This window comes from Coprobacter sp. (genome assembly GCF_982436375.1).
This window is the reverse complement of the sequence record NZ_CEWDCG010000067.1, coordinates 1-13,778: the sequence shown is the minus strand read 5'-3', so window position 1 is coordinate 13,778 and position 13,778 is coordinate 1. Positions and strand designations below refer to the sequence as shown.

Genomic DNA, 13,778 nt, shown 5'->3' with positions numbered 1-13,778 from the left:
ATATTGGGATACCAAAATAACGAGTTAATTTTAAAGGAAGTAAAAGACGGAAAAGAAAATATCATAAGAAAAATGAATTTACCGACAAATAAACCTTATCTAAAAATAAAAATAACAGAAGGATGCAATTGTTCATTTTTCTGGAGTAAGAATCAAAAAGATTGGCATATAATAAATACAGACAAGAACGGATATAATCAATTAGATCGCTGGGACAGAGTCGCCCGTCCCGGACTTATTCATTGCGGAGAATCTGATCAACCTGCTGAATTTTCATATTTCATTATTCAATAATGATATTAGGGCCAGTCTAAAATATACAATAAAAATACGGATTTGGAAAAATGAAACAAATTATCGACATAAACTCTTGGAATAGAAAAGAACATTTTTATTTCTTTTCAAAACTCGATGATCCTTTTTGGGGTATTACTACAACCGTTGATTTTACCAAAATCTATTTGCTAAGCAAAGAATTAGAAAAACCTTTTTTTCTTTACTCTATACATTTTCTATTAAAATGTATCAATGATATAGATGCTTTTAAACTGCGAATAGAAGGTGAAAATGTCGTGAAATACGATAAAATCAATATTTCTCCCACAATCGGAAGAGAAGACGGAACTTTCGGATTCGCTTTTTTCGAATATAGTACAGACTTCAATATTTTTATGCAAAACGCTGAGAAAGAGATAAACAGAGTAAAAAATAGCACTGGATTATCTTTCTCTGAAAATACAGGAAGAAAAGATCTCATACGCTATTCAGCTTTACCTTGGTTTGCTTTTTCCGACATGAAACATGCAGATTCTATCAGAACCGGAGATTCTGTACCTAAAATTTCTACGGGAAAATTAATACAAGAAAAAAAGAAATATAATCTTCCTATCTCTATCAGTGCACACCATGGGCTTACGGATGGTCGTGACGCAGCTCTTCTTATACAAAAAATGATCGATGCACAATCTTTATTATGACCGGATTCTCATAGATTCGTATTTTCTAAAAAAGATCGTCAACAAAATAAAACCGCATAAGGCAAAAGGAGCTCCGATCAGTGCCGGATATTGGTAACCCATATTGGCTTGTAGGGGCAATCCTCCACAATAAGCACCAATAGCATTTCCCAAATTGAATGCAACCTGGACACTTGCCGCCCCCAACATTTCTCCACCCTTAGAATAACGAATCAGCAATACTTGTTGCGGGCTTGAAACCGCAAACAGACCGGCTGTACAAAGGCACATTAAAAGGACTGACAACCAAGGAACTTTTGCAAAAAAGAAAATCATGAGCAATACAATGCATATACTCCCCTGTGCAAAAGCCGCTACCCTTCCCGGTGTATATTTATCAGACATTTTTCCTCCCGTCAAATTACCCACGACCATACCAAACCCGGCAAGAACCATAAAGAAAGTAATCGAATGAGGTGAAAATCCGGAAACATGTGTCAACAAAGGGTTTACATAACTATACCAACAAAATACTCCTCCATTTCCCAGCATAGTCGCACCTAATAATAACCATGGTGCTGGAGACTTAAGAAAACGAAATTGTCCCTTCAACCCCGTATCCGGCAAGTTCTCGACTTGAGGAACCCACCGCCAAATATAATACATAATAATAACACTCCATGCTCCTACCAAAAGGAAAGTCAACCGCCAAGATATCGACGCGCTCAAAGACGTCCCCAAGGGAACTCCAAACAAATTTGCAATAGTCATTCCCGCAATCATAATAGAAACGGCTTCCGATCCTTTTCCTTTATCCGCCAATTTTTCAGCTACGATAGATGCGACACCGAAATAAGCTCCATGCGGTAATCCGGATATAAAACGAGCGACAAGCATTACCCAATAATTCGGAGCTAAAGATGCACAGATATTTCCTATCATAACAATTGCCACCAAACCCATCAGAATACGTTTCAAAGGAAATTTTCTCGCTAAAATAAGCATAGGTGCACCAACACAGACTCCTAATGCATACGCAGAAATCAAATGTCCTGCCGTAGCAATGCTTATATGCAAATTTTTAGCAACATCCGGCAAGATTCCCATCATTACAAACTCGGCGATCCCCAAACCTAATGAACCGAATGCCAATGCTATAAGACTTTTTTTCATATCCTTAAAAATTTTCAGTCGGCAAAATTAAAATATTATCGTAACATAAGGTTTTCTTTAACTGTTTTTTTACGTTCATTCTTCAAAAACGCAGAACTCCTTTTCTATAAAAAACTTATAGAAGACCATATTAAGTAAAAATAAATGCCTACAAGTTAACAGCCGAAAAAACAGCTTCGGCACAATGATATCCTTCTTCGTATAGATCTGTCAATTTTTTTATATTCCGTTCTATCCGATCAACGACTAAGGGCTTTTGAGGACGTATAACGATTGCCTTATTATTTTTTTCCATCATTTCTATTTCATCCATCGTTTTATTGTACTCACGCATACGGTGATAAAGCCGATTTTTCAATGCCGGATATTTATGATAAAAAAATGGTGGAAGTTTCACCTCTTCTTCTTTTCTATATCCCTTATTACGTGTCAAGACCAAAACCATTCGATCATACCCATCTTCACAAGCTTTCCGGAAAGGTATAGGATCACAAATTCCTCCATCTAACATAGGTTTACCGTCTATCCATACAATCGGCGAAACAAACGGTAGACTGCTGGACGCCCTACATATCTGCAATAATCTTTGCCGAGATCGTTTTTCTTCAAAATATTCGGCTTTTCCGGTTTCACAATTTGAAGTAACCATAATAAAACGATCCGGCGATGCAAAATAGGTATCAAAATCATAGGGAAGAACCTTATTGGGCATCTCATCAAACAAAAAGTCCATATTCAATATACTTTTATTGCTCAAAAAAAATTTAGGACTTATATAATGATATTTATCCAATAAATCTATATTCGAGATTTTAGCTCGTCCCCGTTGTTTCGATGCATACGATAATCCATTACAAGCTCCTGCCGATACACCTATCGTATATGGGAAATAGATGTTTTTATCCATAAGATAATCCAGAACTCCGGAAGTAAAGACTCCTCTCATTCCACCACCCTCTAAGACTAAAGCCCAATCACTAATCATAATATTTTTGTGTTAGAACAACCAAAAATAATAAAAGTTTCTTTTTTCTATATCAATGACAAAAAAATAAGGAAACCTTTTTCAAAGTTTCCTTATTGACTAATATAGCATCTGCTTTTAATATGCACGGGCAAATAAAACTCGTCGAGCAGAAGGCTTACCGGTTACCATACAAACACCCGGAGTCATATCTCCGTCAAAAGGAATACAGCGTATCGTCGCTTTGGTTTCTTCTTTGATACGGGCTTCCGTTTCTGGTGTTCCATCCCAATGAGCAAGGATGAATCCGCCCTCCTCGATCTTTTCTTTAAATTCATCGTAAGAATCAACTTCGACAATATGTTTAGCACGATAATCAAAAGCTTTCTTATAAATATTAGACTGAATATCATCCAATAACTTTTTCACATACAGCTCGATATTATCGCAAGAAACTGTTTCCTTTTCTAATGTATCGCGACGCATTACCTCCATCGTGTTGTTTTCTAAATCCCGTCCTCCCATAACCAAACGAACAGGCACTCCCTTCAATTCATAATCGGCAAATTTAAATCCGGGACGTTTATTGTCGGCATTGTCATATTTGACAGATATTCCCAATTCTTTCAATTTAGCCACGATACCGGCAACTTTCTCATCAATGATAGCCAGTTGCTCCATATTTTTATAAATGGGGACTATTACTACTTGAATCGGTGCTAACTTAGGAGGCAATACCAAGCCGTTATCATCGGAATGAGACATAATCAAAGCTCCCATCAAACGAGTAGAAACTCCCCATGAAGTCGCCCAAACATAGTCGAGTTTATTATTTTTATCAACAAACTGCACATCAAAAGCTTTTGCAAAATTTTGTCCGAGAAAATGAGAAGTTCCCGATTGCAAAGCTTTACCGTCTTGCATCAAAGCTTCGATAGTATAGGTATCCAAAGCTCCGGCAAACCGTTCGTTTGCCGACTTAACTCCCTTGATTACCGGCATCGCCATATAATTTTCAGCAAAATCGGCATACACATTCAACATGCGTTGAGCCTCTGCCTCCGCTTCCTCACGGGTAGCATGGGCCGTATGACCTTCTTGCCAAAGAAACTCTGCCGTACGCAAGAATAGCCTTGTGCGCATCTCCCAGCGCATCACGTTTGCCCATTGATTGCAGAGAATAGGCAGATCACGATAAGATTGTATCCAATTTTTATAGGTACTCCAAATAATAGTTTCGGAAGTAGGTCGTATAATCAACTCTTCTTCCAGTTTTGCTGCCGGATCGACAATAACGCCAGAACCGTCTTCTGCATTTTTCAACCGGTAATGAGTCACAACCGCACATTCCTTAGCAAAACCTTCGACATGTTCCGCCTCACGGCTTAAATAAGACTTAGGGATCAATAGCGGAAAATAAGCATTGACATGTCCAGTTTCCTTAAACATATCATCTAATTGACGTTGCATTTTCTCCCATATTGCATATCCGTAAGGTTTTATAACCATACAACCTCTTACTGCCGACTGTTCCGCCAAATCGGCTTTTACGACCAAGTCATTATACCATTGAGAATAATTTTCACTGCGTTTTGTCAGGTCTTTCAGTTCTTTTGCCATGTATTTATGATATTTTTATAATCCTAATTTTGATTTCGAGATGCAAAATTATAAAAAAGCGGAATTATTTCATGCTTTTACTATTGAAAATCAATATAGCAATGCACATTTATAACTAATATGTAATCTTTCCTTTTCCTGCTAACTTTAACAAAGCCTCACCCGGGACAAGATAAATTTCCATACGCCGATTTTCGGTTCTATTGGCATCCGATGTATTCGGCATTATAGGATTTGAGTTTCCCATACCATAGGGAACTACGTAGTCTGACACTCCGCCATGCTCTTGTAACCATCCTGCTACGGCACGTGCGCGAGATTCGGATAACCTACGTGTATAAGCATCACTGCCTGTATCATCGGTATACGCAGCCAACAAAATATGATAATAATCGGGATTCTCTACATATTTGACAAACGGACGCAAAATCAATTCTGCTCTATCCCACAAAAGTGTATCATTGGGTTGGAAAAGCTGGTCCATCGGAATAACAACCTTTATAACTTCTCCTCTTCGAGGCGTAGATAATTGAGCATGCTTTATCCGGCTCAAACGACGGACTTCTTGAGACAAAGCGGTTTTCAAATTATTGACAGCCGAACTTGCCGGAACAGGTATTTTAATGTTTTCCTCTAAAGTAAGTTCATGGAGGTTTATGTGTATCTCATCTTTTTTTTCTCTCTTTTTAAAAAAGCGTTTTCCCGAATCTATCCAACGAGATATACGGTTTTTCTCTTTTACAGATTGATTATCTTGTGCCTCTATATAAAAAGGACAAGATAGCAATAAAATCAGCAAATATATGATATAAATCTTGGTTTTCATTAAAAACAAGTTATACGGTACTGGAGACAAACTCTCACAAAAAAACGGAAAGATATATAAATATCATTCCTTTTCATACAATCATAAAAGAAACAATCATTCGAACATTCCTATAGAATCGCAATATTCAAGTTCACCTTGAACTACCATAGAAACATCATCCGCATCAAATCGTGTAAATCCGTTTTTACGAGCATTCGTTATCACATACTCGGTCAGTTCATCTTCTATGATATCGACCTCACTATCATTGTTCTCATCCATATATCCTTTACTTTCGTAAAATTCATATATCAGATCGATTACATAGTTGATATCATCATCAGAAAACTTAGAAGCGACTTCTCCAGGAAGAAAATTCCGAATAAATTTCACGGCGTCATCTTCATCATATTGCAAATCATCTTGTTGGCTCATAAAGATAAATTTATAAAGTTTATCGGGTAAAAGTAAGCAACCTTATCGGCATATCCAAACTCATACACTCTTTTTTGAGTATTTTAAAAATAGAGGAAATAAAAACAAATTAATTTTCTATCTCAAACAAATATTAATTCTCAATTAATAATAAATCGAGCCATAAAATAAGCATGTAAAATTATTTTTGTTAAAACTCAATTTTAAAAACCCATTTAAATCTCATAAAAATACTTTTTAACGATCTGCTCTACTTTCAATAAATTGTCAAACAGATTCTAAACTTGAAAATAAAATAGAAATGAAGAAAAAAATTTGCACCTGTTTTCTTATGACAGTCATAGGCCTGAGTTCGCTGTACGCCCAAAATTGGCGGCTTATAAAACCCGCCTACCCGACAAAAGACGCTTTCGTAGCGGGATACTCGGTTACCGACTTCGGAGCTAAAGGCGACGGTATAACAGATGATACCGAAAGTTTCCAAAAAGGTCTTAACAGCCTGACTAATGTCGGTCCATCGAAAGTTAACGGCGGAATACTATTCGTACCAGCCGGAAAATATGTCATCAAAGGAAATCTTAATATTCCCAAAGGGGTGACAATACGAGGTGAATGGAAAAAACCGGAAAAAGGGCAACCGATAGAAGGAACTATTCTTATGGCATATGCAGGACGAGGAGATGAGAATGCTACCCCGTTGATTACAATGGAGCCGGCGGCCGGAGTCATGGATTTAGCAATTTGGTATCCGGAACAAACCCCGGATAATATCGTACCCTACCCCGCTTCTATCGTAATGGGTAAGCCCAAACATTTCGGGAATGAATATTGTAATGTTAAAAATATTACATTAGTCAACTCTTATATCGGTATTGCAATCTCCCGAGTAAACGGAGGAGGATGTCCGGTCTTTTATGACATATACGGAAGTCCTCTATCGGTCGGTATAGAAATCGACTACATCGCAGACGTAGGACGTATAGACCGTGTAGATTTTTCTCCGGCTTATTGGTGCGGATCGGGGCTTCCCGACTCTCCAGCAACAGGCGGATCATTCGATAAATGGATCTACGAAAACGGAACCGGTATCATGATGCGTAAAAACGACTGGTCATATACTACCAATATCACTGTAGAAGGTTATAAAGTAGGGTTCAACGCAGCTCCATCGATTACGAATGAAGGGTCTAAACCCAACGGACAAAATTACCAATTGAAAGTTATCGGTTGTAAAACGGGTATCCAATGCGATGCTATTGCCAACTCAGGAATACAATTTACACGAAGCATCATAAAAAACTGTGAAAACGGTGTAGTCGTAAACAAAGGTACTGCAGGTGCATTGCATTTTCATACTTGCGAAATAGATGCAACTCAAAACGCTTTTGTCACAGATGCAGAAAGCTCTACCCGTATTATGATTCTTCAAAATCAAATTCAAAAGGGGAATGTCAATATCAATGGGGCTATTTTGACTTTTATCGACTGCGATTTTTATAATCCCGCACCACAAATCGTTCTCGGAAGAAATGCCAGAAGCATAATTACGGGAAATCGGTTCAAAGAAAAAGTAAACATAGAGAATCATTCTTTATTGGAATGTATTATAGACCACACTCCTGTTTCATTGGAAAAACTTCCGGAATTTCCCGTGGCAATGTTAGAAAATCAAAAACAAAAACCGGACAGAGAATATTTGTACCTGGCAACAGATCCTGAATTCGGTGCAAATCCTGACGGAAATACCGATAACACTCAAGCTATACAAAAAGCTTTAGATAAAGCCGCTGCTGAAGGAGGAGGAATCGTTTATCTTCCACCGGGGAAATACAAGGTATTAGGAAATCTGAATATTCCTTCAGGAGTAGAATTAAAAGGAGCTCTGGATAACAGCTCTGCTCCTGTCGGTCCCGGGAGTATCCTGCAAGTATATTCAGGGAAAGGGAATTTAAACGCCCAACCTTTTATGACGATGAAAGAAAATAGCGGATTAAGAGGCGTCGTATTCGACTATCCTGAACAAAAAACCTCAGACCTTCCCAACCCTATCGTCTATCCTTATTGCGTACAAGTACAAGGAAAGAATGTATATATTGTTAATGTCGGTATTCGAGCTGCTTATCAAGGTTTCGATTTATTTACATACAAATGCGATAACCATTATATCGATTATATTTCGGGACATTCGTTAAAAACCGGAATAAAAGTAGGTGGAGGATCGGAAAACGGAAAAATCTGCAATCTACAATATAATCTCATCGTCTATGCTTGCGGTTACCAGACAAAATTTGGTAGCTTCAGCAATTCTATAGAAGCTTATAAAGATATGGTATATACCTATGGTTATGAAAACTTCGACTTTTTAGTGGTTGAAAATTGTAAAGATGAATGGTTATACAATAACTTCGCTTTCGGTGCTCAACGTGGATTACTGTTTACCGGCAATAATGCCGAAAACGCTTCTAACGGTATAAGTGTAGGAATGGCGATAGATGGAGCAAGAAGAGCATATTGTTTCGATGCATTAAACAGTAAAGGATTCGACTTTATTAATAATCAGATTGTATCTACGGGAGAACCGAATACTCGATATATCGAAACAACAGCGAACTTTACCGGAAGAGTAACTTTACATAACTCTGACTATTGGGGCAGCGCTCTACAAGGGGTACAAGTAGAAAACGGGACAGTCAATCTGATTGCAGCCAGCTTCGTACAACCAGGGAAAGACAGATTTGCCAATATTATCGGAGGTAAGTTGAATATTACAGCATCTCACATTACACTGAAAGACCCGCTATTGAATTCAGATAATGAATCTCGATTTTCAGCCCAATCTTCCGTTTTAGATGGGAAAGGAATAACAACCTCGAAATGTGAACTCTGGAAAAATAACTTGAGTAACACTCCGACATTGGCGATACCACAGTCCAGTGTACTGGACAGAACAGGCTGGATCGCCTCCGGCTCAAAAAACAGTAATAGTGCCAATAATGCCATAGATGGGAAAGAGGATACCCGATGGACCAGCGGTTCTCAAAAAGAACCGGGAGACTGGTTTAAAGTCGATATGCGAAACAAACAAAAATTCAATCTCATCATTCTCGACACGACAGGCAGCCCCAATGATACTCCGGCAAAATATGAACTGTATGTCTCTGATGACGACCTTGACTGGAGAGAACCTATCGCAACAGGAGAAGGTAGTAGCATGATGACGATCATCAGTATTCCTACACAAAATGCCCGCTATTTCAAAGTCGTACAAACAGGCAATACGAAAACTAATTATTGGTCGATACACGAAGCGTATGTCATTAACGATGATTATGAAAATGCCGTAAAATCAACTTCTCAAAAGGACTCGAACATTTTTTATGCTAACGGTAATATTTGTTTAAAAGGGTTTTCCGGAAAATCAGAAATAAACGTATTTCGAATAAACGGAGAAAAAGTTTTCTCTTGCCAATCGGAATCTCAACAAGTGCAAGTTCCGATGGAACAAGGAATATACGTTGTTCACGTCAACAATCAAAATCATAGTTTCTGTAAGAAAATAATTATTCAATAAATCTTTTACCAAAACTTGTTCGATTTAATATTAATATAACATTTATTACGTGAAAAAGAATAAGGATATCTCCGTTATACATGGGAATATCCTTATTTTTTCTTTGAAATAAACATTTGGACCTTTCCACAATTAAATCCGATCTATTTAATCATAATTTAATTCCTTTTTTATTCCAAAATAAGAAAATTCATAATACATCGCCCATATCTTTGTTTATTATTAATAAAACAAAATACACCATGAGAAAAAGAATACCTATTATTTCATTTTTATTTCTTTTTTGCTGTATAACAACAGTCTGGAGTCAGAGACCCGTCCCGACAACCATCACATGGGAATTGGCAACACCCCAATACCCTACACCGGATGCATTTGTTTATGCTTTTAATGTAAAGGAGATGGGGGCTAAAGGTGACGGCATAACTGACGACACAGAGGCATTTCAAACAGCATTAAATAAATTAAAACTTATAAATAACGTAGCAACCCGTTTTGGAGGTACAGTTTTTGTTCCTTCGGGAAAATATGTCATTAAAGGTAATCTAACGATTCCCAAAGGGGTCACACTTCGGGGAGAATGGAAAAAACCGGTAAAAGGAGAACCGATAGAAGGGACTATTCTAATGGCATACAACGGACGAGATGATGCCGTCGGAACTCCTCTGATCACATTAGAACCGGCTGCCGGTTTTCGGGATATGGCAATCTGGTATCCGGAACAAACTGCAGACAATATTGTTCCGTATCCGGTTTCTATAAGAATGGGACGAAATGGGATTTTCGGAAACAATTTCTGCAATGTCAGAAACGTTACCTTGGTGAACAGTTATTTCGGAATAGAAATTTTCGATGAACAGACTGCCGGCTGTCCTGTTTTTTACGATATATACGGAACACCCCTTTCGGTCGGTATAGAATTTGACAACATCGCAGATGTAGGACGTATAGACCGTGTCGATTTTTCTCCGGCTTACTGGAGCGGTTCAGGATTAGAGGGTTCTCCACAAATAGGAGGACCGCACGAACAATGGATTTATGAAAACGGAACCGGTATCATGATGCGACGCAATGACTGGTCTTACACTTGTTATGTCAGCATCGAAGGTTATCATACAGGTTTCAATGCCGCACCCTCCACAGCAAGTCCGGGATCGTTCCCTAACGGGCACAACTATGAATTATCATTCAAAAACTGCAAAAACGCTGTAAAAATAGACGCTATTTCCAATGCCGGAATTTTATTTTCAAAAATACATATCGATGATTGTGATAATGGGTTTGTCATTTCTCCGGGTGTCGGAGCAACGCTTCACATGATGGGATGCGACATCTCGACAAATCAAAATGCAATCACGACAGATAAAGAAGCATCTACACGTGTCATGATGCAAAGTTGTGAAATAAAAGAGGGCGAAATAAATATAAACGGAGGAATCTTATCTTGCACCAGTTGCGATTTCAATAATAGTTCCCCACAAATACACATAGGTACTAATGCTCAATATATTATTACAGGAAATAGATTTAAAGAAGCTTGTAATATCGATAATAAATCTCTTTTTAAAGGGTATATCGATCATTCTCCAATTACGGTAAAACCATTACCTGAATTTCCTCAGATTAGTCACGATACACAAAAACAAAAACCGGAAAGATTGACGTTGTATAAAGCAGAGATGAAAAACGGCGTAGATCCTTCCGGAAATTCAGATTGTACCTCCGGACTTCAAAAATTATTAGATCAAGCAGCTGCAGAAGGAGGAGGTATCGTATTTTTACCTCCGGGAACTTACCGATTTAACGGCAACCTAAATATTCCGTCGGGAGTAGAACTAAAAGGAGCAATCGATAATAGTACCACTCCCGTAGGCGGAGGTAGCATTATACAAGTATATAACGGTAAAGGCGATGAAAATGGAACTCCATTTATCACCATGCAAAAAAATAGCGGTTTACGAGGAGTTACCATTAACTATCCGGAACAAAAATCCTCTCTCCTGCCCGATAATATATTAAAATATCCTTATACGGTACAAGTACAAGGAGAAGATGTGTATATTGTCAATATTGCCATTCGCGCTGCTTACAGAGGATTCGATCTATTTACATACAAATGCGACAATCATTATATCGACTATATTTCAGGGCATTCATTCAATACCGGAATTCGTGTAGGCGGAGGATCGGAAAATGGAAAGATATGCAATCTACAATACAATCCGATCTGCTATACAAACGGTTATGAATCGAAATTCGGCAGTTTCCCAAATTCCGTAAAAGAATATGGAGATATTGCCGGAAATTATTGTTTCGATAATTTCGACTGGTTGGTTTTAGGCGATTGTAAAAACGAACTGTTATACAATGATTTTGCTTTCGGAGGACAACGAGGGGTAATATTCTCTCAGGATAATGGAAAAGGGCCTCAAGGAACAAGTGTCGGATTAGGAATCGACGGAGCACGCAGAAGTATGTATTTTGGAGGAATGTCTCCTGAAGGGTTTGAACTCATAAACACGCAAGTAGTAGCAGTCGCTAAAGGCTCGTCTGATCTTTCAAACACAAAATATCTCGAACTCTCAAGTGATTTCACCGGTGGAGAAGCGACTTTATTCAATTCCGACTATTGGGGTAGCGCCAAACAAAGTATTTTAGCAGAAAACGGGACAATAAATTTATATAACGCATGGTTTCAATCTCCCGGAGAGAATCATTTTGCCGATTTGAAAGGAGGAACTATAAATATCGTCAATTCAAATATATCTACTAAAAATCCATTATTGACAAATGGCAGCGAAGCACATCTTTCGATCCAATCTTCTGTTGTCGATCCTTACAATAGCAACACAGACAATTGTATCCTCTGGAAAAATAACTTAGCGAATACGCCCGAACTAGCCGATGTCGAGATGTTGGACAGGAGCGGATGGATAGCTTCGGGATCTAAGAATAACGGCGATGCAAAAAACGCTATAGATGGAAAAGATGATACCCGATGGACCAGCGGACCGCAAAAAGAGCCGGGAGACTGGTTTAAAATAGATATGCGGAGTCCTCAAAAATTCAATACGATTATTCTGGACACATCGAAAAGCCCGAATGACTCTCCGGCAAAATATGAGCTGTATGTTTCTAATGACGACCTTACATGGGGAGAACCCGTTGCAAGCGGTGTAGGCGGAGGAACATTGACGATTATTAATATGCCGACACAAGATGCCCGGTATTTTAAAATAATACAAACCGGAGATACCAAAACAAATTATTGGTCGATATATGAATTAAAAGTAATCTACAATAGCACAGAAACCGGAATAGAAACATATACTCAAAACGAGGGTAATGTCTATTGTACAAACGGAAATATTCACTTAAAAGGATTTTCCGGCACAAGTAAAATATCGATTTATAATCTTGAAGGGAAAAAAGTTTATTCTGTGAAAACAGATACGAACTATATAAAATCAGGACTTACTCCGGGTATATATATTATACACATACAAAATGAAGAAAAACAATTCAGAGGGAAACTGAACATACAATAAAATAAACTGCAAATCAAGAGCAGAAACAATAAATTTATTCGATCCGGAACGTAATCGTTTAATCTTGATTTTATTAGAACAAGAAATAAGACATGATAAAATAACCAATCGCAGAGAATAATATGCGGTTGGTTATTTATTTGAACGATTATCTAAAATCAACACATCAGTCTATCTAAATTCTGCACAAACATTTTGAGTACTGTTTCAAGTATTTGTATTCCAATAAGAAACATACGGACTACCAAACAGTAAAATAGACAAAAAAGAAAAGCAAAAATTCTGAATATATAATCTTATCGGAAAATCTAAGAACAATATCCAATTCATGAGATCACAATTTAAAAGGATGAGGCTTTACATAAATTTTAAAATCCCTGATTCCACCGGGAACTTCACTCTCCATACGAGGCAAATACTGAATTCCGGTTAATGTATAAACTGCTCCTAAGTCAATGACTACGGAATGAGGATAATCAATCCCCGCAACAGTACTCCAATAAGTAGATTCCTGCAAATCGAAAATTTTATCTGCCGAACGATTGACATGCGACACATCCTCACTATCGGCATAAGTTACAATCCACGGTTCACGAGAAAGTCGTTCACCATTTTCAGTCAATACATGCATTTCTGCAATACAAGCAAGTTCTTTCCCATCTTGGGCATTCAATGCTTCTAAACAAATATAACGACCTGTAAC

General features: G+C 37.9%; 9 protein-coding genes and 1 pseudogene. 4 read left to right on the top strand and 6 right to left on the bottom strand.

The window, feature by feature from the left end; translation table 11 throughout:
- Together AC1WHX_RS05660 and AC1WHX_RS05655 are read left to right on the top strand one after the other, a co-directional pair.
- Positions 1-294, top strand: a pseudogene (locus tag AC1WHX_RS05660) (family 43 glycosylhydrolase); the annotation flags it as partial.
- 50 nt (positions 295-344) lie between these two features.
- On the top strand, positions 345-977 hold the full coding sequence (locus AC1WHX_RS05655; RefSeq protein WP_122338515.1) for a chloramphenicol acetyltransferase: 633 nt from the start codon (positions 345-347) through the stop codon (positions 975-977).
- Here AC1WHX_RS05655 and araJ read toward each other — a convergent pair.
- The 5 genes from araJ to AC1WHX_RS05630 all read right to left on the bottom strand — a co-directional run bounded on the left by araJ (position 972) and on the right by AC1WHX_RS05630 (position 5,956).
- Positions 972-2,129, bottom strand: a complete 1,158-nt coding sequence (gene araJ, locus AC1WHX_RS05650; protein ID WP_481228969.1) for an MFS transporter AraJ — start codon at positions 2,127-2,129, stop codon at positions 972-974. The genes AC1WHX_RS05655 and araJ overlap by 6 nt on opposite strands.
- Positions 2,130-2,277: 148 nt before the next feature.
- Complete coding sequence (locus AC1WHX_RS05645) at positions 2,278-3,114, bottom strand: patatin-like phospholipase family protein (RefSeq protein ID WP_302544637.1); 837 nt, start codon at positions 3,112-3,114, stop codon at positions 2,278-2,280.
- 117 nt (positions 3,115-3,231) lie between these two features.
- Positions 3,232-4,713 (bottom strand): proline--tRNA ligase, encoded by a 1,482-nt coding sequence (proS, locus tag AC1WHX_RS05640; protein ID WP_122337826.1) that lies wholly within the window; start codon positions 4,711-4,713, stop codon positions 3,232-3,234.
- Positions 4,714-4,828: 115 nt separating this feature from the next.
- Positions 4,829-5,539 carry an OmpA family protein gene (locus tag AC1WHX_RS05635; protein ID WP_122303601.1) on the bottom strand — a complete coding sequence of 237 codons (711 nt, stop codon included), beginning with the start codon at positions 5,537-5,539 and terminating at the stop codon, positions 4,829-4,831.
- 96 nt (positions 5,540-5,635) lie between these two features.
- On the bottom strand, positions 5,636-5,956 hold the full coding sequence (locus tag AC1WHX_RS05630) for a hypothetical protein (protein WP_009316818.1): 321 nt from the start codon (positions 5,954-5,956) through the stop codon (positions 5,636-5,638).
- A gap of 301 nt (positions 5,957-6,257) precedes the next feature.
- Here AC1WHX_RS05630 and AC1WHX_RS05625 point away from each other — a divergent pair, with 301 nt between their 5' ends.
- Both AC1WHX_RS05625 and AC1WHX_RS05620 read left to right on the top strand, forming a co-directional pair.
- Positions 6,258-9,527 (top strand): discoidin domain-containing protein, encoded by a 3,270-nt coding sequence (locus tag AC1WHX_RS05625; RefSeq protein ID WP_303117092.1) that lies wholly within the window; start codon positions 6,258-6,260, stop codon positions 9,525-9,527.
- Between the two features lie 242 nt (positions 9,528-9,769).
- Positions 9,770-13,075, top strand: coding sequence for a glycosyl hydrolase family 28-related protein (locus AC1WHX_RS05620; RefSeq protein WP_303117090.1), 3,306 nt, complete (start codon positions 9,770-9,772; stop codon positions 13,073-13,075).
- 334 nt (positions 13,076-13,409) lie between these two features.
- Here the strand turns inward: AC1WHX_RS05620 and AC1WHX_RS05615 are convergent.
- Positions 13,410-13,778, bottom strand: a 369-nt coding sequence (locus AC1WHX_RS05615) for a discoidin domain-containing protein (RefSeq protein WP_481228967.1), incomplete at its 5' end; no start/stop codon positions are given.